Source organism: Ottowia beijingensis (genome assembly GCF_013423955.1).
Lineage (GTDB): Bacteria > Pseudomonadota > Gammaproteobacteria > Burkholderiales > Burkholderiaceae_C > Ottowia > Ottowia beijingensis.
In genome coordinates this window covers 1,218,393-1,241,285 of sequence record NZ_JACCKX010000001.1, presented here as the reverse complement: position 1 = coordinate 1,241,285, position 22,893 = coordinate 1,218,393, and the positions used below count along the sequence as shown (strand labels likewise).

Annotated in this window: 14 protein-coding genes and 3 pseudogenes; 12 read left to right on the top strand and 5 right to left on the bottom strand. The window is 68.3% G+C overall.

Going from position 1 to position 22,893, the window contains the following annotated elements; genetic code table 11:
* Window positions 1-118 precede the first annotated feature (118 nt).
* Genes pyrC through H0I39_RS06260 form a run of 4 tightly spaced genes read left to right on the top strand, consistent with a single transcriptional unit; the run spans window position 119 to window position 3,409 of the window.
* On the top strand, window positions 119-1,162 hold the full coding sequence (gene pyrC / locus H0I39_RS06275; RefSeq protein WP_180549941.1) for a dihydroorotase: 1,044 nt from the start codon (window positions 119-121) through the stop codon (window positions 1,160-1,162).
* A 57-nt stretch (window positions 1,163-1,219) separates the two neighbouring features.
* Window positions 1,220-1,792, top strand: a complete 573-nt coding sequence (locus tag H0I39_RS06270; RefSeq protein ID WP_257645652.1) for an REP-associated tyrosine transposase — start codon at window positions 1,220-1,222, stop codon at window positions 1,790-1,792.
* A gap of 56 nt (window positions 1,793-1,848) precedes the next feature.
* Window positions 1,849-2,682, top strand: a complete 834-nt coding sequence (locus H0I39_RS06265; RefSeq protein WP_180549940.1) for an NYN domain-containing protein — start codon at window positions 1,849-1,851, stop codon at window positions 2,680-2,682.
* Entirely contained in the window at window positions 2,675-3,409 is a 735-nt protein-coding gene (locus H0I39_RS06260; protein ID WP_308645785.1) for a DUF3025 domain-containing protein, read from the top strand. Before H0I39_RS06265 ends, H0I39_RS06260 begins: the two co-directional genes overlap by 8 nt.
* 115 nt (window positions 3,410-3,524) lie before the next feature.
* Here the strand turns inward: H0I39_RS06260 and H0I39_RS06255 are convergent.
* The 3 genes and pseudogenes from H0I39_RS06255 to H0I39_RS06245 all read right to left on the bottom strand — a co-directional run bounded on the left by H0I39_RS06255 (window position 3,525) and on the right by H0I39_RS06245 (window position 7,789).
* Window positions 3,525-5,176, bottom strand: a pseudogene (locus H0I39_RS06255) (MBL fold metallo-hydrolase).
* Between the two features lie 504 nt (window positions 5,177-5,680).
* On the bottom strand, window positions 5,681-6,499 hold the full coding sequence (locus H0I39_RS06250; RefSeq protein WP_180549938.1) for a mechanosensitive ion channel family protein: 819 nt from the start codon (window positions 6,497-6,499) through the stop codon (window positions 5,681-5,683).
* A gap of 159 nt (window positions 6,500-6,658) precedes the next feature.
* Window positions 6,659-7,789: an ABC transporter substrate-binding protein gene (locus tag H0I39_RS06245; protein ID WP_180549937.1), complete on the bottom strand. Its 1,131-nt coding sequence runs from the start codon at window positions 7,787-7,789 to the stop codon at window positions 6,659-6,661.
* A 200-nt stretch (window positions 7,790-7,989) separates the two neighbouring features.
* Between H0I39_RS06245 and H0I39_RS06240 the strand changes: the two genes are divergently transcribed.
* The 6 genes and pseudogenes from H0I39_RS06240 to H0I39_RS06220 all read left to right on the top strand — a co-directional run bounded on the left by H0I39_RS06240 (window position 7,990) and on the right by H0I39_RS06220 (window position 17,293).
* The gene (locus H0I39_RS06240) at window positions 7,990-8,685 is read left to right on the top strand and encodes an REP-associated tyrosine transposase (RefSeq protein ID WP_180549936.1); all 696 of its coding nucleotides are present in this window, start codon (window positions 7,990-7,992) and stop codon (window positions 8,683-8,685) included.
* A 188-nt stretch (window positions 8,686-8,873) separates the two neighbouring features.
* The gene (locus tag H0I39_RS23965) at window positions 8,874-9,848 is read left to right on the top strand and encodes a hypothetical protein (protein ID WP_373368259.1); all 975 of its coding nucleotides are present in this window, start codon (window positions 8,874-8,876) and stop codon (window positions 9,846-9,848) included.
* Window positions 9,815-13,684, top strand: a complete 3,870-nt coding sequence (locus H0I39_RS06235; protein ID WP_373368258.1) for a glutamate synthase-related protein — start codon at window positions 9,815-9,817, stop codon at window positions 13,682-13,684. The genes H0I39_RS23965 and H0I39_RS06235 overlap by 34 nt, the downstream gene beginning before the upstream one ends.
* A pseudogene (locus tag H0I39_RS06230) lies at window positions 13,660-14,131 on the top strand (OsmC family protein). Before H0I39_RS06235 ends, H0I39_RS06230 begins: the two are co-directional and overlap by 25 nt.
* A gap of 24 nt (window positions 14,132-14,155) precedes the next feature.
* Window positions 14,156-15,645: pseudogene (locus H0I39_RS06225) on the top strand (glutamate synthase subunit beta).
* Window positions 15,646-16,306: 661 nt separating this feature from the next.
* Complete coding sequence (locus H0I39_RS06220; RefSeq protein ID WP_180549935.1) at window positions 16,307-17,293, top strand: diaminopimelate dehydrogenase; 987 nt, start codon at window positions 16,307-16,309, stop codon at window positions 17,291-17,293.
* Window positions 17,294-17,929: 636 nt separating this feature from the next.
* On the opposite strand, the gene H0I39_RS06215 is transcribed toward H0I39_RS06220, so the two are convergent.
* Both H0I39_RS06215 and H0I39_RS06210 read right to left on the bottom strand, forming a co-directional pair.
* Entirely contained in the window at window positions 17,930-19,678 is a 1,749-nt protein-coding gene (locus H0I39_RS06215) for a sensor histidine kinase (protein WP_257645651.1), read from the bottom strand.
* Window positions 19,679-19,903: 225 nt separating this feature from the next.
* Window positions 19,904-20,617: a LuxR C-terminal-related transcriptional regulator gene (locus H0I39_RS06210; RefSeq protein WP_180551705.1), complete on the bottom strand. Its 714-nt coding sequence runs from the start codon at window positions 20,615-20,617 to the stop codon at window positions 19,904-19,906.
* Between the two features lie 621 nt (window positions 20,618-21,238).
* On the opposite strand from H0I39_RS06210, the gene H0I39_RS06205 reads away from it, so the two are divergent.
* Window positions 21,239-22,099 carry an ABC transporter ATP-binding protein gene (locus H0I39_RS06205; protein WP_180549934.1) on the top strand — a complete coding sequence of 287 codons (861 nt, stop codon included), beginning with the start codon at window positions 21,239-21,241 and terminating at the stop codon, window positions 22,097-22,099.
* Complete coding sequence (gene mlaE, locus H0I39_RS06200; RefSeq protein WP_180549933.1) at window positions 22,096-22,878, top strand: lipid asymmetry maintenance ABC transporter permease subunit MlaE; 783 nt, start codon at window positions 22,096-22,098, stop codon at window positions 22,876-22,878. Before H0I39_RS06205 ends, mlaE begins: the two co-directional genes overlap by 4 nt.
* Window positions 22,879-22,893 lie beyond the last annotated feature (15 nt).

Here is a 22,893-nt window from a genome sequence, read left to right as displayed (position 1 = left end):
GGTCCGGCCACGGCGTTCCAGGAGGGCCTGCTCCGCGGCCACGCGAACACAAGAAAGGCCATCGTCCTGCAGCGATGGCCTTTTCTGTTGGTGGAGGCACCGGTGGGACAATTGGTGCATGACCGCTTCTGCCTCCGAAACCCTCACCATCACCCGCCCCGACGACTGGCATCTGCATGTGCGCGACGGCGCTGCGCTGGCCTCGGTGGTGCCGCACACGGCCGCCCAGTTCGGCCGCGCCATCATCATGCCGAACCTGCGCCCGCCGGTCACCACCACGGTGCAGGCGCTATCGTATAAAGAGCGCATTGCGCAGGCGGTGCCTGCAGCAATGGCGTTTGAGCCCTTGATGACGCTGTACCTGACCGACGTCACGCCGCCGGATGAAATCGCCCGCGCGGCCGAGGCCGGTATCGTCGCCCTCAAGCTTTACCCCGCCGGCGCCACCACCAACAGCGACGCCGGTGTCACCGACATCCGCAAGACCTACAAGACGCTGGAAGCCATGCAGCGCGCCGGCCTGAAGCTGCTGGTGCACGGCGAGGTGACAGACCCCGACATCGATCTGTTCGACCGCGAGGCCGTGTTCATCGACCGCGTGATGACGCCGCTGCGCAAGGACTTCCCGGAACTGAAGGTCGTGTTCGAGCACATCACCACGAAGGAGGCCGCGCAGTACGTGGCGGATGCCGACGCGCACACGGCGGCCACCATCACCGCGCACCACCTGCTCTACAACCGTAACGCCATCTTCCTCGGCGGCATCCGCCCGCACTACTACTGCCTGCCCGTGCTCAAGCGCGAAGTGCACCGCCAGGCGCTGGTGCAGGCCGCCACCAGCGGCAGCCCCAAGTTCTTCCTCGGCACCGACTCGGCGCCGCACCCCGCACACCTGAAGGAACACCCGTGCGGCTGCGCCGGCTGCTACACCGCGCTGACGGCGCTGGAGCTGTACGCCGAAGCCTTCGAGGCCGCGGGCGCGCTGGACAAGCTGGAGGGCTTCGCGTCGTTCTTCGGGGCCGATTTCTACGGTTTGCCGAGGAACAGCGGGCGCGTCACGCTGCGGAAAGAAACGTGGACGATTCCCGACGAAGTGGCGTTTGGCGAGGCGGTGGTGAAGCCGTTGAGGGGTGGCGAGCTTGTCCATTGGAAGCTGATGTAGGCGCGTAGGTCGGAACCGCCGCAGGCGATTCCGACGCACGGCGACACATCAACCCGGATGGCGGAATCGCCTGCGGCGGTGCCGCCATACGATGGCGCGATGCCCAACTACATTCGTTCCAAGACGCCGGGCGCGACGTGGTTCTTCACCGTGAACCTGCTGCAACGACAGGGGAACGATTTGCTGGTGCGGCACATCGACCGGCTTCGGCAATGCGTGGCGGAGGAAAAGGCCCGCCGACCGTTCCAGATTTTGGCCTGGGTCGTGCTGCCGGAGCACATGCACTGGTTGTGGCGACTGCCTGCGGACGATGCGGATTTTTCTACCCGCAGGCGGCGCATCAAGACCGCTTTCTCGAAAGGATTGCCCGCCACCGAGTACCGCTCGCCGGTGCGCTTGGCCAAAGGTGAGCGCGGCATCTGGCAGCGGCGGTTCTGGGAGCATCAGATTCGAGACCAAGAAGACTTGGCACGGCACATGGACTACATCCACTTCAACCCCGTCAAGCATGGCTGGTGTGCTGCGCCGGCAAACTGGCCGCATTCCAGTTTTCTGCAGCATGTGGAGAAGAGGCATTACACCCGGAATTGGGCCGCCGGTGGCGACATCGACATGGCTTACGATGATTGACGCCATGCGTCGGAATCGCCTGCGGCGGTTCCGACCTACCGTCTGAACTGCCTGTCATGAGCGCCAACCCGAACACCCAACCCCGCATCGCCCTCCTCATCGACGCCGACAACGCGCCGGCCGATCTGATCGACGAGATCCTGACCGAGCTGTCGACGCTGGGCGTGATCAACATCCGCCGCGCGTATGGCAACTGGACCAAGTCGGGGCTGAACGGCTGGCAGGAGCGGTTGCTGGAGTTCGCCATCCGGCCGATGCAGCAGTTCGACTATTCCAAGCGCAAGAACGCCAGCGATATGGCGATGACGGTGGATGCGATGGAGTTGCTCTACACCGAGCGGCCCGATGCGTTCGGCATCGTTTCGTCCGACGCCGACTTCACGCCGCTCGTGATGCACTTGCGCGCCAAGGGCGCGGCCGTGTACGGCTTCGGCGCGGCGCAGACGCCCAAGCCGTTCGTCAACGCGTGCTCGCGTTTCCTGTACCTGGAGGCACTGGCCGAGGCGCACGCCGAAGCCGAGGGCGACAGGGCGGGGCTGCCCACCGCCGCGGCCGAAGGCAAACCGAAGCCCGACGGTGCGGGCGCACCCGCGTCCGCACCCGCACCGGCGGCGCACCGCGTGCGCGTGCCGACCTCGCAACTGCGGCAGGACACGGCGCTGATGAACCTGCTGCGCGACGCCGTGCATGCGGTGCAGGACGAAGCGGGCTGGGCGCGCGTGGGCGAGGTCGGTACGCAGATCAGCAACAAGGCCAGCTTCGACCCGCGCAACTACGGCTACGCCACGCTCAGCAAGCTGCTGGGGGCCGTGGATGCGTTCGAGTTCCGCGACGAGGGCACCTCGCGCGTGGCGGTGCGCGACAAGCGCGCCGCCCGGCGCGGTGGTTGAGCCCGCCATCGACTGGGCGCGGCCGTGGAACGCGTCCACGCGCCGCTGGGGCGAGCCGGCCGAGGCCGTCTGGCGCGCGGGCGCGTCGGCGGCCGATGTGCTGAACGCGCTGGGCGCCGCTCCGGTGCGCTTCGTGCCGCAGCACGCGCTGCCCGAGGGCGTGGCCTACGAGCAGTTCATCTTTGCGCAGCGTGCCGTGCCCACGCGCGACAACCTGCACGACTTCTTCAACGGCCTGATCTGGTGCGCGTTTTCGCGCGCCAAGCAGCGCCTGAACGAATTGCAGCACGCCGAGATCGCGCGCGATGGCGTGCGCGCCACGCGCGGGCCGGTGCGCGACGCGGTGACGGTGTTCGACGAGAACGGTGCGCTGCTGGCCGCGCCCGAGGCGCTGTGGGCGGCGCTGCGCGCGCGCCGCTGGGCCGTGCTGTTCGGGCCGCTGCGCCCGCTGTGGGCCGAGGCACGGCTGTGGGTGTTCGGGCACGCGGCGCTGGAGAAGCTGGTGTCACCGTACAAATCGATCACGGCGCACGTCATGCAAGCGCCGACAGCTATCGAAACGATAGAAGAGGCGGATGCCTGGCTGGCCAGTTGGCTGAGCGCCGAGCGCCTGGTGCCCAAGCCGTTCGCGCCGCTGCCGCTGCTGGGCGTGCCCGGCTGGTGGGCGGCGAATGAAGACGCGGCGTTCTACGACGACGCGACGGTGTTCCGGCCACTGCGGACGTGATACGAACAAACGGCGCCAAGGCGTGTAGGAGCGGCAGAAGCCGCGAATCGAGTTCTCCTGGCCTCAGGCTCGCCTATTCGCGGCTTCCGCCGCTCCTGCATGGGTGCTGGGGGCCTCAGTCGTTCCCCGGCTGCATGGCCTGGATGCGCTCCACATGCGCCAGCAGCGAGCGCTTGGCCACGGGCCACACGCGCGGCGGCACGTCGTCGTAGGCCTTGGCGACCCAGTCGTCCATGGTGCCGTCGGGGTCGGCCTGCATCACGGCCAGCACCTTGGCCTCGCGCGCCAGGCGGTGCTTTTTCAGGTGGGCGATGGTGTCGCGCGCGCTGCCCAGCACGTGGCCGTGGGCGGGCAGGATGAAGCGCGCGTCGTGCGCGGCGCAGGCGGCGTCGAGCTTGTCGAGCGAATCCAGGTAGGCCGTCATCTCGCCATCGGGCGGGTCGATGACGGTGGTGCTGCCGTTCAGGATGTGGTCGCCGCTGAACAGCAGGCCATCTTCCTCGAGCAGCAGGCACAGGTGGTTGGCGGCGTGGCCGGGCGTGTGGATGGCGCGCAGGGTGTGGGTGATTTCGCCCTCTGGGCCTTTGCCAGTCAGCGTGAGTCGCTCTCCATCCTGTAGCAAACGATCAGGCGTGAAGGCGCTGTTGGCGCGGGCCGTGGGCTGCGAGGGCAGGCCCAGGATGGGCGGCGGCGTGCCGTTGCACAGCGCCTGCAGCGGCTTGGCGCCGGGCGAATGGTCGGCGTGCGAATGGGTGCAGACGATGAGTTTGATGTTGCCGCCGGCGGCGCGCCACAGCCGCTCGATGTGCGCCGCATCGGCCGGGCCGGGGTCGATGGCGATGTAGCCGGTGCGCGGGTCGCCCACCAGGTAGCTGTTGGTGCCGGGGCCGGTCATGAAGCCGGGGTTGGGCGCGGTGAGGCGCTGCACGTTCTTCAGCAGCGGCACGGGCTGGTCGGTCTGCCAGTCGAGCTGGTGCAGCAGTTGCCCGTCGGGGCTGACCAGCTCCAGCTCGCCAAAGGGCGGCTCGTGCTCCATGTAGCGCGCTTCCTTGCCGGCCAGCCAGCCGGCTCGCGGGCAACTGGTCCACAGCGGGTGCTCGCCGGCGCAGGCGGCCAGCACCGCGTCCACGGTGGGGTGCACGGTCAGGCGCTGCAGGGTGCGGATGGTGGGGTAGATGATGAAGAACTGGCCCGCTTCGTGTCGCGTCAGCGCATCGGCGGGGCGCACCCACACGGGCTCGAACTGCTCGGCCTCGTCGGCCACGGGTGTCTGGCCCTCGGGCATGCGGGCGACGAGGAAGGGCACGTCGAAGCGGCGCGGCAGGTCACGGTCGGTGATCCAGTGCGCCAGCACGTACACGTCGGCGGCGGCCAGCGTGAGGCCGCGCGCGCTGCACTGCGGCACGAAGGGCGCGTGGCGGTCGAGCGCGGCGATGTCGTCGGCCGTGGCCGCCGTGCCGTCGGCATGGCGCGCCAGCAGCACGCCCAGTTCCTCGAAGCTCTCGCGGATGGCGGCGATGGCCTGCGTCAGGTGTTCGTCGCTTTGCGTGGGGCGGCGCGTGGCGTGGGCGTGTGCGGCAGCGTCGGCCGCGTCGATGCCGCCGCCGGGGAACACGTAGGCGCCGGGCGCGAAGCTGGCGGTGAGCGAGCGGCGCGTCATCAGCACCTCGATGCCGGCGGGCGTGTCGCGCAGCAGCAGCACGGTGGCGGCGGGCGCAGCGGCGCGGGATCGCGCTGCGGATGCAGGAGTTGGCTGGGGCGGGGCATGGGCCGATTATGGGAGCGGCCTGCGCGCGGGGGTGTCGTGCCGGTGGCAGGGACGAGGCTGCGGCCGGGCGCTGCGGAATCGGGCGCTGCTGGTGCCGGAGCTTGATCCGGCTTGAATCTTCGGCCGTGGGCGCGGGCAGCGGGGTGGGCCGGTCGTGGTCAGAGCGGGTTGCCAGGGCTGGGTGCCGTGGATACTCCCTGGTAATCATGCCGCTGGCGCCCAACTGTAGGGATCTGGAAGACGATACTCCCCATGAATGCCCCGGCCGTGACGAGGAGTGGCGGCTGCGTGGGAGCGGGCTTGCCCGCGATGGCGGCGGCCCGCGCACTGTGGCGCTTCATCGCGGGCAAGCCCGCTCCTACAGCCGAAGGGATCAGATACTCCCTTGTATGCACCACGGTAGCGCTTATTGGGTAAGCGCTGGAGTCACATACTCCCCATCGAGAACGTGACGTGCCTGCGCTGACGGGCCAGCTTTCGGCGCCGCAGCCGGCCCCGCCCGCTCAGGCCGACGTCACCGTGCGGTGCGCCACCGGCAATTCGGGCACCGGGTAGCCGGCGGCACCGAAGGTTTCGACGATGGCCTTGTGGGTGTCGAAATAGACCTGCCAGTAGTGGTCGGTGTGCGTGTAGGGGCGCACGCACAGCTTGGGGCCTTCGGGCGTGAACTCGAGGATCTCGATGTCGGGTGCCGGGTCTTGCGCCACGTTGGGGATGGCGGCAATGACGGGGCGCAGCCGCGCGATGGCGTCCATCGGGTTCACGCTGTTGGCCACCTTGGCCACGCAGTCCACGCGGCGCACGGGCAGGGCGCTGTAGTTCTGGATGTTGTCGCCGAACACCTTGCCGTTGCCGACGATGGTGGTCACGTTGTCCATGGTGACGATGGTGGTGCCGAACAGGCCCAGCTCCTTCACCGTGCCGGTCACGCCGCCGGCCTGGATGAAGTCGCCCACCTTGTAGGGGCGCAGCACCTGCATGAACACGCCGGCGGCGAAGTTGCCCAGCATGCCGCTCCAGGCCGCGCCGATGGCCAGGCCCGCGCCGGCCAGCAGCGCCGCGAACGAGGTGGTGCGCACGCCGAAGATGTCCAGGATCGCCAGGATCAGGACGATGTTCAGCACGATGGCGATGATCGACTTCAGGTAGTTGGCCAGCGTGGCGTCGATCTTGCCGCCGCGCTCGAAGGCCTTGCCGATCAGGCCCACGGCCAGGTTGATCAGCCAGCGGCCGACGATCCAGGCGACGATGGCCGTCAGCAGCTTGATGCCGAAATCCACGCCCTGCGTGGTGATGAAGTTCCAGATGTCCTGCGTGTTCATGAGCGCCTCCCTCGGTCGATGAATGAACGGGTCGGCGCGACTGTTCCATGCCTGGGTGCGGGGCCGCATGACAGCGGCCACCGGGCGTGACTTTCGTCACGCGGCTGTGGCCCGTGGGCGCCCTGGCCGGCCGCAGGCCGGTGCAGGGTTGCACTCAGATCAATACATCAGCTTGCCGCGGCTGTCGACCACGCCGATGTCGACGAACTCGGCACCGACGTTCTTGCCGTTGGCCGGGAAGTCGACCAGGTAGCCGCCCAGATCGACGCGCAGCTGGCGCAGCGCGGCGGCCACCTTGTCGGGCGTGGGGTTGGGGCCGGCGCGGCGGATGGCCTCGCCGGCGATGCGGGCGTTGACGTAGCCGATCATCTGCATCGACGAGCGCGCCTTCACCTCGGGCAGGAACTTGTCCATCGCGGCGCGGAAGTCGCGGCTCAGCGGGGTGTGCGGCACGTCGGGGTTGGGCGTGACCTGCGCCAGCGCGATGCCCACTGCGTCCTTCAGCGGCGCCTTCTCCAGAATGGCGCTGGCCGGTACGTAGGACATGCTGTAGATCGGCGTGCGGTCGCCCGCGGCGCGCAGGTCGCGCACCATGGCCGCGCCGCTGTTGGGCGTCAGGATCATCAGGTAGGTCTTGGCGTTGGCGGCCTTGAGCTGCTGCGCCACGGCCTTGAAGTCCTCCGACGCGGAGGGCGCGGCAATGCGCGCCGCAATCTCCACCTTCAGGCCCGGCGCCATCTCGTCGACGAAGCCCAGGCCCGACTTGCCGAAGGGGATGTCCTGGTACACCACGGCGATCTTGTTCAGCCCAATGGTGGACAGGTGCGTCAGCACGCGGCGCAGCTGCGCGCGGTCACCGGCCTGCACGTGGAACATCCAGGGGCTGCCGGGGTTGCGCAGCGCCTCGGCGCCGGGGGTGATGCCGACGAAGGGCGTGGCGACCTTGTCGAACGTCTTGTCCTTGAACATCGCCGTGACGTTGGCCGAACCCAGCAGGTTGATGAAGGCCACGGGGCGGTCGCGCTTGGCCACCTCCTGCACCAGGCGGATGGTTTCGTCGGCCTTGTACTGGTCGTCCTCGCGCACCAGGCGGACCTTCTGGCCGTTGATGCCGCCCTGGGCGTTGACCTGGTCGAAGTAGGCCTTGGCCCCTTCGTAGTTGGCGATGCCGTTGCCCGCCAGCGGCCCGGACATGGGGCCCACGTGCGCCACCACCACGTCCTGCGCATGGGCCATGTGCAGGGGCAGCGCCAGCAGGGCCGACGCGGCCCAATACCACAGTTTCTTCATGTCGAGTTCTCCCAGGCGCGGCCGCAACGGCGCGCGGATGGTTCAAGGGATGCTGAAAGCAAGTGGCGCCGACTCTACCGGCTTGCGGGCGATGCGCCTCACAACTTTGTCACGCTGGGCCAGACGGTGTGGGGTATGCGGGAAAACACGGGTCTGCGCATGAAAGCGCGCGACAAACCGAGGCTGGCTTAAGATTTGCCATGTCCCGCCTGCCCCGCCTCACGGTTCCCGGCTACCCGCACCACGTCATCCAGCGTGGCAACAACCGGCAGCCCATCGTGGTCGACGACGCCGACCGCCAGCGCCTGCTGGACGACCTGGCCGAGCACGCCCGCGCACATGGGGTGGCGGTGCACGCCTATGTGCTGATGAGCAACCACCTGCACCTGCTGGTCACGCCCGAGGCCGGCGACAGCCTGCCCTTGATGATGCAGGGCGTGGGTCGCGGCTACGTGCGCTGGTTCAACCGCCGGCATGGCCGCAGCGGCACGATGTGGGAAGGGCGCTACCGCAGCACCGTGATTGAGGCCGAGCGCCATCTGCTGGCCTGCATGGCCTACATCGACCTGAACCCCGTGCGCGCCGGCATGGTGGCGCGGCCGCAGGACTATCCCTGGTCGAGTCATGGGCACCACATCGGCCTGCGGACGGACCCGCTCATCACGCCCCATCCGCTGTACTGGCAACTGGGCAACACGCCGTTCGCGCGCGAGCGCGCCTATGCCGAGATGGTGGGCGCCGGCCTGAACCCGGACCAGATGACCGCATTGACGCGCGCTGCCCACAGCGGCTGGGCGTTGGGCGGGGCGGATTTCATCGCCGAGCTGCAGCGCCGCACCGAACGCCGGGTCGCGCGTGCCGCCGCAGGGCGGCCGCCCAAGCCGGCGGAAAACTGATTCAAACGGGGCATTGAGGCTCGTCAGTGTTTCACTTGGCGCTACGTTATTTGATATGTCCCTTATTATTCTGATTCATTCAATCTGGCAATTTAATTTTGATCTGACCCCAATTAAAAACTTGGCGACGATGTTGCAGTGCACTATGCTCGCGCTTCCGGAATTGATCTGATGGATGGAATAGAGCGATGAGCACGCGTGCCGAACAACAGCAGTTGCAACAACAAGGCCTGTACGACCCGGCCCAGGAGCACGACGCCTGCGGCGTGGGCTTCGTGGCGCACCTGAAGGGCGAGAAGAGCCACGCCATCATCACCAACGCGCTGAAGATCCTCGAGAACCTCGACCACCGTGGCGCCGTGGGGGCCGATGCGCTGATGGGCGACGGCGCCGGCATCCTGATCCAGATGCCCGACGCGCTGTACCGCGCGGAGATGGCCAAACAGGGCGTCAAGCTGCCGCCGCCCGGCGAATACGGCGTCGGCATGATCTTCCTGCCCAAGGAACATGCCAGCCGCCTAGCGTGCGAGGAAGAACTGGAGCGCGCCATCAAGGCCGAAGGCCAGGTGCTGCTGGGATGGCGCGATGTGCCGGTGAACCGCGACATGCCGATGTCGCCCACCGTGCGCGCCAAGGAGCCGGTCATCCGCCAGGTGTTCATCGGCCGCGGCCACGACGTGATCGTGCAGGATTCGCTGGAGCGCAAGCTGTACGTGATTCGCAAAACCGCCAGCGCGCACATCCAGGCGCTGAAGCTCAAGCACAGCAAGGAGTACTACGTGCCGAGCATGAGCTCGCGCACCGTCATCTACAAGGGCCTGCTGCTGGCTGACCAGGTGGGCGAGTACTACCTCGACCTCAAGGACGAGCGCTGCGTTTCCGCGCTGGGCCTGGTGCACCAGCGCTTTTCCACCAACACCTTCCCCGAGTGGCCACTGGCCCACCCGTACCGCTACGTCGCGCACAACGGCGAGATCAACACCGTCAAGGGCAACTACAACTGGATGCGGGCGCGCGAGGGCGTGATGTCCTCTCCGGTGCTGGGGGCCGACCTGAAGAAGCTGTATCCCATCAGCTTCCCGACCAGTCCGACACCGCCACCTTCGACAACTGCATCGAACTGCTCACCATGGCCGGCTACCCGCTGGCACAGGCGGCAATGATGATGATTCCCGAGCCGTGGGAGCAGCACACCACGATGGACGAGCGCCGCCGCGCGTTCTACGAATACCACGCGTCGATGCTGGAGCCCTGGGACGGCCCGGCTTCCATCGTGTTCACCGATGGCCGTCAGATCGGCGCCACGCTCGACCGCAACGGCCTGCGCCCGGCGCGCTACTGCGTGACCGATGACGACATCGTCATCATGGGCTCCGAATCCGGCGTGCTGCCGGTGCCCGAGCACAAGATCGTCAAGAAATGGCGCCTGCAGCCCGGCAAGATGTTCCTGATCGACCTGGAGCAGGGCCGCATGATCGACGACGAGGAGGTCAAGGCCAGCCTGGCCAACGCCAAGCCCTACAAGCGCTGGATCGAGGACCTGCGCATCCGCCTCGACGACGTGGTCAAGCCCGTGGCGGGCCTCGATGCCGAGGAGCTGCCGATCGCCGACACCGAGCCGCAGTCCTCCGGCGTCGAAAGCACGCCGCCCGCCATGCTCGATCTGCAGCAGGCTTTCGGCTACACGCAGGAGGACATCAAGTTCCTGATGAGCCCGATGGCCGTGAATGGCGAAGAGGGCATCGGCTCGATGGGCAACGACAGCCCGCTGGCCGTGCTGTCCGACAAGAACAAGCCGCTGTACAACTACTTCAAGCAGCTGTTCGCGCAGGTCACCAACCCGCCGATCGACCCGATCCGCGAGGCCATCGTGATGAGCCTGGTCAGCTTCATCGGCCCCAAGCCCAACCTGCTGGACATCAACCAGGTCAACCCGCCGATGCGGCTGGAAGTGAGCCAGCCGATTCTGGATGCGGCCGACATGGTCAAGCTGCGCAACATCGGCCGGCACACGCAGGGCAAGTTCGAAAGCAGCGTGCTCGACATCACCTACCCGCTGGGCTGGGGCCCCGAGGGCGTGGAAGCGCGCCTGGCCAGCCTGTGCGCGCACGCGGTGGATGCCATCAAGAGCGGCCACAACATCCTCATCATCAGCGACAAGGCCGTGGGGCCGGAGCGTGTGGCCATTCCGGCGCTGCTGGCGCTGTCGGCCATCCACCAGCACCTGATCCGCGAGGGCCTGCGCACCGCCGCCGGCCTGGTGGTGGAAACGGGCAGCGCACGCGAAGTGCACCACTTCGCCGTGCTGGCGGGCTATGGCGCCGAGGCCGTGCATCCCTGGCTGGCCATGGAGACGCTGGCCGCCATCCACAAGGATCTGCCGGGCGATCTGAGCGCCGAGAAGGCGATCTACAACTACGTCAAGGCGATCGGCAAGGGCCTGTCGAAGATCATGTCCAAGATGGGCGTGAGCACCTACATGAGCTACTGCGGCGCCCAGCTGTTCGAGGCCATCGGCATCAACAGCGCCACGGTGCAGAAGTACTTCACCGGCACCGCCAGCCGGGTCGAGGGCATCGGCGTGTTCGAGATTGCCGAAGAAGCCCTGCGCCGCCACCGCGGTGCCTTCGGCAGCGATCCGATCATGACCGACATGCTCGACGCCGGTGGCGAATACGCCTGGCGCACCCGCGGCGAAGAGCACATGTGGAGCCCCGACGCCATCGCCAAGCTGCAGCACAGCACGCGCGCCAACAACTGGAGCACCTACAAGGAATACGCCCAGCTCATCAACGACCAGAGCAAGCGCCACATGACGCTGCGCGGCCTGTTCGAGTTCAAGGTCGACCCGGCCAAGGCGATTCCGGTCGACGAGGTAGAGCCGGCCAAGGAAATCGTCAAGCGCTTCGCCACCGGCGCCATGTCGCTCGGCTCCATTTCAACGGAAGCCCACGCTACGCTGGCCGTCGCCATGAACCGCATCGGCGGCAAGAGCAACACCGGCGAGGGCGGCGAGGACGCGGCGCGCTATCGGCAGGAACTGAAGGGCATCCCGATCAAGCAGGGCGCCACGCTGGCGTCGGTGATCGGCGAGGACGTGGTCGAGGTCGACCTGCCGCTGGCCGAAGGCGACAGCCTGCGCAGCCGCATCAAGCAGGTGGCCTCGGGCCGCTTCGGCGTCACGGCCGAATACCTGGCCAGCGCCGACCAGATCCAGATCAAGATGGCGCAAGGCGCCAAGCCCGGCGAGGGCGGCCAGCTGCCGGGTGGCAAGGTCAGCGACTACATCGGACGCCTGCGCCACAGCGTGCCGGGCGTGGGGCTCATCAGCCCGCCGCCGCACCACGACATCTATTCGATCGAGGACCTGGCGCAGCTGATCCACGACCTGAAGAACGTGGCGCCGCACAGCGACATCAGCGTCAAGCTGGTGTCCGAGGTCGGGGTCGGCACCATCGCCGCCGGCGTGGCCAAGTGCAAGAGCGACCACGTGGTGATCGCCGGGCACGACGGCGGCACGGGCGCGTCGCCTTGGTCGTCGATCAAGCACGCCGGCTCGCCGTGGGAAATCGGCCTGGCCGAAACGCAGCAGACGCTGGTGCTGAACCGCCTGCGTGGCCGCATCCGCGTGCAGGCCGACGGCCAGATGAAGACCGGCCGCGACGTCGCCATCGGCGCGCTGCTGGGCGCCGACGAATTCGGCTTCGCCACCGCGCCGCTGGTGGTCGAAGGCTGCATCATGATGCGCAAGTGCCACCTCAACACCTGCCCGGTCGGCGTGGCCACGCAGGATCCGGTGCTGCGCGCCAAGTTCACCGGCAAGCCCGAACACGTGGTCAACTACTTCTTCTTCGTCGCTGAAGAGGTGCGCCAGATCATGGCGCAATTGGGCATCCGCAAGTTCGACGACCTGATCGGCCGCAGCGACCTGCTCGACATGAAGCAGGGCATCGCGCACTGGAAGGCCAGGGGCCTGGACTTCAGCCGCCTGTTCGCGCAGCCGGACGTGCCGGCCGATGTGCCGCGCTTCCACGTCGCCACGCAGGACCACGGGTTGGAGAAATCGCTCGACAACCGCCTGATCGAGAAGTCCCGCCCCGCCATCGACCAGGGCGAGGCTGTCAAGATCATGGACACGGCGCGCAACGTCAACCGCTCGGTCGGCGCCATGCTGTCGGGCGCGGTGACCAAGGTGCACCCCGAAGGCCTGCCCGACGACACCATCCGCATTCAGCTCGAGGGCACGGGCGGCCAGTCGTTCGGCGCCTTCCTGTGCAAGGGCATCACGCTGCAGCTGATCGGCGATGCGAACGACTACACCGGCAAGGGCCTGTCGGGCGGGCGCATCGCCATCCGCCCCAGCCTGGATTTCCGCGGCAACGCGCACGACAACATCATCGTTGGCAACACCGTGATGTACGGCGCCACCACGGGCGAGGCGTTCTTCAGCGGCGTGGCGGGCGAGCGCTTCGGCGTGCGCCTGTCGGGCGCCACGGCGGTCGTAGAGGGCACGGGCGACCACGGCTGCGAATACATGACGGGCGGCACCGTGGTGGTGCTGGGCAAGACGGGCCGCAACTTCGCCGCCGGCATGTCGGGCGGCGTGGCCTACGTCTACGACGAGGATGGCCAGTTCGCCAAGCGCTGCAACCTGTCGATGGTCACGCTGGAGAAAGTGCTGCCCGCCGCCGAGCAGAAGGCGAATGTCGACGCCGGCATCTGGCACCGTGGCCAGACCGACGAGGAGCAACTGAAGCAGTTGCTCGACGACCACCTGCGCTGGACCGGCAGCCGCCGCGCCCGCGAACTGCTCGACCAGTGGGCCACCGCGCGCGACAAGTTCGTGAAGGTGTTCCCCACCGAGTACAAGCGCGCGCTGGGCGAGATTCATGCGCGAAAACAGGCTGCAGCGCAGGCTGGAAAAGCGCTGAAAGCTACCAAAAAGAAGCAACCCCGGCAAAGTGAGGGTGCGCGATGGCAAGCTACAACGCTGAACTGACGTGGGAGCGAGAGGGGCAGGATTTCCTGTCCAACCGCTACAGCCGCCGCCACCTGATCCGCTTCGATGGGGGTGGAACTGCCCGGCTCCTCGTCGCCACACGTGGTGCCGCTGCCGTGGTCGGACGCGTCGGCGGTCGACCCCGAGGAGGCCTTTGTCGCCGCCCTGGCCAGCTGCCACATGCTGTGGTTCCTGTCCATCGCGGCCCAGCGCGGTTTCTGCGTCGACCGCTACGAGGACGCCGCCGAGGGCGTGATGGCGCGCAACGCCGAGCGCCGCATGGCGATGACCGTGGTCACGCTGCGGCCGGCCGTGTGGTTCTCGGGCGAGCGCCTGCCGAACGCGGGCGACATCGCCGCCATGCACCACGAAGCGCACGAGGAATGCTTCATCGCCAACTCCGTCAAGACCGACGTGCGCTGCGAGCCGCGCGTGGTCGCGGGCTGAAAGAACATTGAAGAGAGAAACATCATGGGAAAAGTCACCGGCTTCATGGAATTCGAGCGCATCGACGAGGGCTACGCGCCCGTGGCCGAGCGCGTGAAGCACTACAAGGAATTCGTCATCACCCTCGATGACGCGCAGGCCCGGCAACAGGGCGCGCGCTGCATGGACTGCGGCACGCCGTTCTGCAACCACGGCTGCCCGGTCAACAACATCATTCCGGACTTCAATGACCTGGTGTACCGGGGCGACTGGAAGAACGCCTTCGCGGTGCTTGACTCGACCAACAACTTCCCCGAGTTCACCGGCCGCATCTGCCCGGCGCCGTGCGAGGCGGCCTGCGTGCTGAACATCAACAACGACCCGGTGGGCATCAAGTCGATCGAGCACGCCATCATCGACCGCGCCTGGGCCGAGGGCTGGGTGGTGCCGCGCCCGGCGCTGCGTAAGACCGGCAAGAAAGTCGCCGTGGTCGGCGCCGGCCCGGCCGGCCTGGCGGCAGCGCAGCAGCTGGCGCGCGCCGGCCACGCCGTGACCCTGTTCGAGAAGAACGACCGCATCGGCGGCCTGCTGCGCTACGGCATCCCCGACTTCAAGCTCGACAAGGCGCACATCGACAAGCGCGTGGCGCAGATGGAGGCCGAGGGCGTGACCTTCCGCACCGGCGTGCTGGTGGGCGGCATGCCGGGCGAAGGCCCCGGCGCCAAGGTCACCAACCTGGCCAAGGAAACCGTGTCGGCTGCGCAGCTGATGCAGGACTTCGACGCCGTGCTGCTGACCGGCGGCGCCGAGCAGTCGCGCGACCTGCCGGTACCGGGGCGCGAGCTGGACGGCGTGCACTTCGCCATGGAGCTGTTGCTGCAGCAGAACCGCGCCAACGCCGGCGACAAGCTGAAGGACGCCATCAACGCCAAGGGCAAGCACGTCATCGTCATCGGCGGCGGCGACACCGGCAGCGACTGCGTGGGCACCAGCAACCGCCACGGCGCCAAGAGCGTGACGCAGTTCGAGGTCATGCCCATGCCACCCGAGCACGAGAACAAGCCGCTGGTGTGGCCCTACTGGCCGATCAAGCTGCGCACCTCGTCGAGCCACGAGGAGGGCGCGGCGCGCGAGTTCGCCATTTCCACCAAGGAGTTCGTCGGCGATGGAAAAGATGGCAAGAGTGGCAAGGTCAAGGCGCTCCGCACCGCGCAGGTCCAGTTCAAGGACGGCAAGCTGACCGAAGTGCCCGGCACCGAGAAGGAATGGCCGGCCGACCTGGTGCTGCTGGCCATGGGCTTCACCAACCCGGTCGCCAGCGTGCTCGAAGCCTTCGGCGTCGACAAGGACGCGCGCGGCAACGCCAAGGCCACGACCGAGGCCGCCGGCGGCTACGCCACCAACGTGAAGAAGGTGTTCGCGGCCGGCGACATGCGGCGTGGGCAGTCGCTGGTCGTGTGGGCGATCAGGAAGGCCGCCAGGCAGCACGCGCCGTCGATGAGTTCCTGATGGGATCGAGCGACCTGCCGCGTTGAGGCGTCGGGGCGCGGCCCTCCTGATCGCCCGGCGGGCGGCGTGACAACCTGCACGCTGACCGCGTGCAGGGAAGGGCCGCCAGGCCGCGCGTGCGGTGGATGAGTTCCTGATGGGTTCAAGCGACCTGCCGCGTTGAGGCGTTAGGGTGCGGCCCTCCTGATCGCCCGGCGGGCGGCATGACGACCTGCACGCTGACCGCGTGCGTGGCAAGAAGGTCGCCAGGCAGCGCGCGCCGCCGATGAATTGCTGACGGATGTCAGCGACCCGCCTCATCGGTGCGGCAAACGGGGGACTTCCGAAATTTTTTGCCAATCAATAATTTGCTTTTGCGCCCGTCCATCAGGCGCAAGCAGCTATTCTTTTCAAACCAGTTCGCCGCACCAATCCGTTATCGCTTGTTCAGGCCCCCAGCGGCCACCGCCCAGCCCCTGTGGGAGCGGCCTTGGCCGCGATGGCGGCGCACCGCCCGCGCGGTGCCTGATCACGGCCCAAGCCGTGTCCACCACCGCCCAACCCGCCCGCCAGGCCGCCCGCGGCGCCGGCTTCCGGCCCGCACCCCACCCCCGCTCAGACATAATCCAGCGGCCCGCCGGCGCCCCGCGCGCCAGCCTGCCATTGATGACCCGGCCGCCCCGGCCCCGCACGCAACCAGCATTCCCCATGACATCTCCCATTCGCATCGCCATTGCCGGCCACGGCAACCTGGGCCGCGGCGTCGAGGCCGCCGTCGCCCGCAGCCCCGACATGCAGCTCGTCGGCATCTACACCCGCCGCCCGCCCGCGCAACTGCAGCCGCTCACCGCCGGCGTGCCGGTGCACGGCATGGACGCGCTGGCCGGCCACACCGGGCAGATCGACGTGCTGATCCTGTGCGGCGGCTCCAAGCAGGACCTGCCCGAGCAGGGCCCGCAACTGGCCGCACTGTTCAACACCGTCGACAGCTTCGACACCCACGCCCGCATCCCCGAATACTTCGCCGCCGTCGACGCGCCGGCGCGTGCCAACCACAAGACCGCGCTCATCTCCGCCGGCTGGGACCCCGGCATGTTCTCCATCAACCGCGTCATCGGCGAGGCGCTGCTGCCCGAAGGCGCCACCTACACCTTCTGGGGCAAGGGCCTCAGCCAGGGCCACTCCGACGCCATCCGCCGCGTGCCCGGCGTGGCCGGCGGCGTGCAGTACACCGTGCCGGTGCCCGCCGCGGTGGAGCAGGTGCGCAGCGGCACCCGCCCGCAACTCACCACGCGGCAGAAGCACACGCGCGAATGCTTCGTGGTGCTGGCCGATGGCGCCGATGCCGACACGGTGCGGCGCGCCATCGTCACCATGCCGCACTACTTCGACGAGTACGACACCACCGTCACCTTCATCAGCGCCGACGAACTGCGCCGCGACCACGGCGCCATGCCGCACGGCGGCTTCGTCATCCGCAGCGGCAGCACCAGCGCCGGCACCACGCAGGTGATCGAGTACGGCCTGAAGCTCGACAGCAACCCCGAGTTCACCTCGGCCGTGCTGGTGGCCTATGCGCGCGCCGTGCACCGCCTGCACGGCCAAGGCCAGTACGGCGCCAAGACCGTGTTCGACGTGGCGCCCGGCCTGCTGTCGCCGCACAGCGCCGAGCAGCTGCGCGCCGAGCAGCTGTAGGCGGCGCCAAGGGGCGATGGGCGGCGCTGTGCCTGTCCGCCCTGGGCATCTGCATATCTGCCGGCACTGGCGCCGAACCAGCACCTCCCAACCCCGTCATTCCGGCGCAAGCCGGAATCCAGAGCGCTTGCGCACACCGATGGGTGGCTGGAGGCCAAGTGGATTCCGGCTTGCGCCGGAATGACGCAGGGGCAGGCCAGCGCGGTCACCCAGCCATCCGGTCATCCAGAGCGGCAAGGGCATGATGGATGGTCAAGCCACCGACTTGAAGGTGCGCTGAATTCTTGAGTCCAGAGAACGCCAGGACTTCGCAAAAGGCGCAGAACAAGATGGTGAAAACCTTGCGTGACTTCAGCTTTCACAAGCGATGGTGGCTATCTTCCTTGCTTGATGATCAAGAGGCGTCAGATGACGCAGCGACCGCATCCCCGTGTGGGAGCGGGCTTGCCCGCGATCAAGCGTTGGTGGCGACGAGGCGCCTCATCGCGGGCAAGCCCGCTCCCACACCAGGGTCTGAGACTTCAAGCTTCCCTGATGAACGGCAGATGATTCTTCTGCGTCTTCTGCGTCTTCTGCGCTGCCTTGGCGATTTTCGCGTTCAAGGGTTTTTCAAGTTGCTTTCTTGCGAGTCATGCATCAGCCCCGCCGCAGCGGCAGCCACAGCGTGAACACCGTGCCGCGCTCGCCACCGGGCGCCCAGGCACAGTCGCCGCCCAGCAGCGCCACCCGGCTGCGGATATTGCCCAGCCCGCGGCGGCCGGGCGGCAGCGCCTCGGGCGGCGGCGGGCTGAAGGGCCGGCCATCGTCGGCGATGCGCACCACCACGCCGGGCACGCCGCCCTGCGCCTGTTCGGCGGTCGACACCGTGATCTCGCGCGCCCCACTGTGCTTGACGATGTTGGTCAGCACCTCCTGCAGGATGCGCAGCACGTGCAGGGCGCTCTGCGCGTCCAGCCAGGGCAGGGGCGGCACGTCCTGCACCGCCCAGTGCAGCGCCAGGCCGGCGCCCTCCAGGCGCGGGCCAAGCCGGAAGCGCAGCGTCGCCAGCAGCGCCAGCAGGTCGGCGTCCAGCGGCTCCAGCGAGTCGATCGAGATCTTCAGGTCGTCGATGCACTCCTTCAGCACCTGCGCCACGTCCACGCGGTCGCGCTCGCCGTGCTCGATCACGCGCAGCGCCGTCATCAGCGACGAGCCCATGCCGTCGTGCATCTCGCGCATCAGGCGCTGGCGCTCGGTCATCAGCGTCTGCTCGCGCTCCACCTGGCGCAGGCGCTCGTGGCTGGCGGCCAGTTCCGCCTCTCGCTCGGCCAGGCGGCGCTCCAGCGTCGCATTGGCCTGGGCCGCCACGTCAAGCGCGCGCACGTAGCGCGTGTAGGCGATCAGCAGGAACATGGTGAACAGCCCCACGTAGACGTAGGGCGTGAGGTAGATCGACTCGATGTCGCCGCGGTAGCTTTGCAGCCCCAGGTCGTGAAAGCCGATCGGCAGCGACAGCAGCAGCCACAGCGCCAGCAGCGCGCTGCCCCAGGTGCGCCGCTGGATGGCGCCCCACACCCCCACGCCGATCATCACCAGCCCCGGCGGAATCAGCGCCAGCCGCAGCGCCGGCAGCGCGGTGTTCAGCTCCAGCAGCCCCAGCGGCGGCAGCGTGATCAGGCACGCCGCGCCCACGTACAGCAGCATGGCGGCCTTCAGGCGCGGCAGGCGCAGCTGGTTGATGACGCACAGGAACAGGAACGAGCACAGCGCCGACCCCATGGAGCCGGCCACGTAGGCCAGCCAGGCGAACCACTCGTCCGGCAGGCCGAAGCCCTCGCTGTCCACCATGTAGTGCAGCATCGACAGCACCTGGAACACCGACATCACGAAGAACAGCAGGTACAGCCCCTCGCCGCGCCGCCGCCGTGCCAGCCAAAGCAGCAGTGCGAACAGGCCGATCACCAGGTACGAGCCGCGCGAGAACGCCACCCCGTCCGCCTGCAGCAGCGTGCGCGCACGCCACGACGCCAGCAGCGCCTCGGCCGGGCCCACCCACAGCGTGGACAGCGCGCCGCCCACGCCCTGCTGGCTGGCCATGCGCACGTGCAGCGTCAGCGTGGTGTCGGCCGGCGTCGCGCCGCCCAGGTCGATCCACACCGGCCGGTTGGTGCTGTTCCAGGTGCGGCTGCCGCGCGTCTGCCACAGCAGCCGGTCGTTGGCGTACACCGCCACCGTGCCCGAAGTCTGCCAGCGCGGGATGTACACGCGCGGCCCCTGCGGCGACGCCGCCAGTGCCGCCGCCGGCACCTGCAGCCGGTACCAGGCCACCTGCGGCGGCGCCTGCGCCGCCTTCGCCGGGTGGCCACCGCGCGCGGCCGCACGTGCGGCAGCGCCACCGTCTGCCACGGCGTGGCGGCCTCCAGCACGGCGTCGTCGCTGTGCGTCAGCGTGTCCGGCGGCGCCCAGCTGCCCGAAGGCGAGTGCCACAGCTCGGCCTGCGTCAGGTGCAGGGCCGGCGGCGCCGCCGCGCACACCGGCTGCGCCAGCGCCAGCAGCCAGCTGATGAATGCAAAAACAATAGCTTCCCGCGCTTGTCTGGCGCGGGATATAGGTCTTTTCCTTTCAAAACCATCAACCGCCATCCAGCAACCCCTGATGCGCCGCCACGCGCACCGCCTCGCCGCGCGACTTCACCTGCAGCTTGGCGTAGATGCGCCGCACGAAGGTGCGCGCCGTGTGCGGCGACACCACCAGCGCCTGCGCCACCTCGGCCAGCGTGTGCCCGCGCGACACCAGGCGCAGCACCTCCAGCTCGCGCGCCGACAGGCTGGGCAGCTCGTCGCCCGCGGCGGCCTCGATGGCCTCGGCAACGTCGGCGGCCGGCGCGCCGCCGCGCTGCGCATGCAGCAGCAGCTTGCGCGCCACCAGCGGGTTGATCGGGCTGCCGCCGGCGTGCAGGCTGCGCACCTCGCCGATCACCGCCTCCGGCGTCGCGTCCTTCAGCAGATAGCCCATGGCCCCGGCCTCGATCGCCGCCAGCACGTGTTCCTCGTCGCCGAAGATCGTGCTCACCATCGGCGCCACGCCCGGCCAGCGCGTGCGCGCCGCGGCGATCACGTCCAGCCCGCTGCCGTCCGGCAGGCCCAGGTCCACCAGCAGCACATCGGGCGCCTGCGCCATCCGGTCGCCCAGCGCCGCCAGCGCCTCGGCCCGGGTCGCCGCGGCCCAAAGCAGCCGCATGTCCGGCGCCGCGTTCGGCGCCGCCACCAGCGCGATGCGGCAGGCCGCGTCGTCCTCCACCACGGCGACGTCGATGGCACTGGCAGCGGGCGATGTGGGCGTCATGCGCGCATCTTGCCGCCATTTGGCCGGCGCCGTCATGTCGCCAGAAATGGCGACATGCCAACGACCATGGCTCGGCTACGCTTGGCCGCGCTTGCGTCCAGTAGCAAGTTTCATCGACAGGACATGGCTGCCTGCTGGCGGCGGGGCTGGGGCGCGGCGGCTGCGGCGCGCGGGATGGCGTGCCGCCGGTGGGCGCAGTGGTGCGCGAGAAGGTGGATGCTACTGAATAAATAGTGGCTTGCGCTTGTTGGGGCTTGATTTCAAAATAAAAGTGTCTGAAATCGTTGTGTGGCGGGCGCGAGCAGCTATGAATATTCAACCTGCGTTACCCTCACCCCAACCCTCTCCCGCCGGCGGGAGAGGGCGCAAGACGGCACGCCGCGCGACGCAGCGGCGCTGCACTGAACCACCAGCCCTTCGCCCGCACGGCCCGGCGCCGTCGAACGCGAGGCCCAGGCGGCGCCAACCCAGCTGGCTTGCTTCGATAAATGTAGCGACTTGCGCATGCTGGCAAGGGGTTTCGTGCCGATTCGAGGCTGAGGTGGCGCGCGGCCAACGTTGCTGAAATCCCTTATGATGGCGGGCCGAGCCGGTTGTCATGCCGGCTCTGTCTTTTTGACGATGTCATCGCCTTCTTCCATCGCAGTGCCCTCTGTTCCGGCGTCGGGTGCCGCATCGACCGACGCCCTGGTCGAGCTGCGCGACGTGACCTTTGGTTATGGCACGCGCCCGGTGCTGAGCGGGCTGTCGCTGGCGGTGCCGCGCGGCAAGGTGACGGCGCTGATGGGCGCCTCGGGCGGCGGCAAGACGACGGTGCTGCGCCTGATCGGCGGGCAGCAGCGCGCGCAGCAGGGGCAGGTGCTGTTCGACGGCAAGGACATCGGCCCGATGGACGAGGCCCAGCTGTACGCCGCGCGCCGGCGCATGGGCATGCTGTTCCAGTTCGGCGCGCTGTTCACCGACCTGAGCGTGTTCGAGAACGTGGCCTTTCCGCTGCGCGAGCACACCAAACTGCCCGAGGCGCTGATCCGCGACATCGTGCTGATGAAGCTGGACGCCGTGGGCCTGCGCGGCGCGCGCGATCTGATGCCGGGGCAGATCTCCGGCGGCATGGCGCGGCGTGTGGCGCTGGCGCGGGCCATCGCACTGGACCCTGAACTGGTGATGTACGACGAGCCGTTCGCCGGGCTGGATCCGATCTCGCTTGGCACCGCGGCCAAGTTGATCCGCCAGCTCAACGACGCGCTGGGCATCACCAGCATCGTGGTGTCGCACGACGTGCAGGAGACTTTCCTCATCGCCGACCAGGTGATCATCCTGGCCGACGGCAAGGTGGCCGCGCAGGGCACGCCGGACGAGGTGCGCGCCAGCAGCGACCCGCTGATCCGCCAGTTCGTCGGCATGGACATGGAGGGCCCGGTGGAGTTTCATTACCCCGGCCCCACGGTGGAGCAGGACTTTGGCATCGAGGTGGCCCGATGAGCTGGTGGCGCCCGTCCGACGTCGGCTTCGCCACGCGCCGCGCGCTGGCCGATGTGGGCTACGCCGCGCGCTTCTTCTGGCGCCTGGTCGCGCTGCTGGGGCCGACGCTGCGGCGCTTCTCGCTGGTGCGCGACCAGATCCACTTCCTGGGCAACTATTCGCTGGCCATCATCGCGGTGTCGGGGCTGTTCGTCGGCTTCGTGCTGGCGCTGCAGGGCTACAACATCCTGCAGCGCTACGGCTCGGCCGAGGCGGTGGGGCTGATGGTGGCGCTGTCGCTGCTGCGCGAACTGGGGCCGGTGGTCACCGCGCTGCTGTTTGCCGGGCGCGCAGGCACGTCGCTGACGGCCGAGATCGGCCTGATGAAGTCGGGCGAGCAGTTCAGCGCCATGGAGATGATGGCGGTGGACCCGGTGCAGCGCATCATCGCGCCGCGCTTCTGGGCCGGCATCATCGTCATGCCGCTGTTGACGGCGGTGTTCAACGCGGTGGGCGTGCTGGGTGGCTGGATCGTCAGCGTGCCGATGATCGGCGTCGACCCCGGTGCCTTCTGGAGCCAGATGCAGGGCGGCGTGGACATCTTCTCCGACCTGGGCAACGGGGTGATCAAGAGCGTGGCCTTCGGCATCACCGTGACCTTCGTGGCCCTGCTGCAAGGCTACATGGCCAAGCCCACGGCCGACGGCGTGGCGCGCGCCACCACTCGCACGGTGGTGATGGCGTCCTTGATGGTGCTGGGGCTGGACTTCCTGCTCACGGCGCTGATGTTTTCCTATTGATGTGAGGGCGAGCTA

Bases quoted from the DNA above. Each gene is read 5' to 3' on its own strand.
- H0I39_RS06235 (WP_373368258.1), top strand. From the start codon at position 9,815: ATGGCCGGCTACCCGCTGGCACAGGCGGCAATGATGATGATTCCCGAG.
- H0I39_RS06245 (WP_180549937.1), bottom strand. From the start codon at position 7,789: ATGAAGAAACTGTGGTATTGGGCCGCGTCGGCCCTGCTGGCGCTGCCC.
- H0I39_RS23965 (WP_373368259.1), top strand. From the start codon at position 8,874: ATGAGCACGCGTGCCGAACAACAGCAGTTGCAACAACAAGGCCTGTAC.
- mlaE (WP_180549933.1), top strand. From the start codon at position 22,096: ATGAGCTGGTGGCGCCCGTCCGACGTCGGCTTCGCCACGCGCCGCGCG.
- H0I39_RS06270 (WP_257645652.1), top strand. From the start codon at position 1,220: ATGGCGGAATCGCCTGCGGCGGTGCCGCCATACGATGGCGCGATGCCC.
- H0I39_RS06250 (WP_180549938.1), bottom strand. From the start codon at position 6,499: ATGAACACGCAGGACATCTGGAACTTCATCACCACGCAGGGCGTGGAT.
- pyrC (WP_180549941.1), top strand. From the start codon at position 119: ATGACCGCTTCTGCCTCCGAAACCCTCACCATCACCCGCCCCGACGAC.
- H0I39_RS06240 (WP_180549936.1), top strand. From the start codon at position 7,990: ATGTCCCGCCTGCCCCGCCTCACGGTTCCCGGCTACCCGCACCACGTC.
- H0I39_RS06265 (WP_180549940.1), top strand. From the start codon at position 1,849: ATGAGCGCCAACCCGAACACCCAACCCCGCATCGCCCTCCTCATCGAC.
- H0I39_RS06220 (WP_180549935.1), top strand. From the start codon at position 16,307: ATGACATCTCCCATTCGCATCGCCATTGCCGGCCACGGCAACCTGGGC.
- H0I39_RS06205 (WP_180549934.1), top strand. From the start codon at position 21,239: ATGTCATCGCCTTCTTCCATCGCAGTGCCCTCTGTTCCGGCGTCGGGT.
- H0I39_RS06210 (WP_180551705.1), bottom strand. From the start codon at position 20,617: ATGACGCCCACATCGCCCGCTGCCAGTGCCATCGACGTCGCCGTGGTG.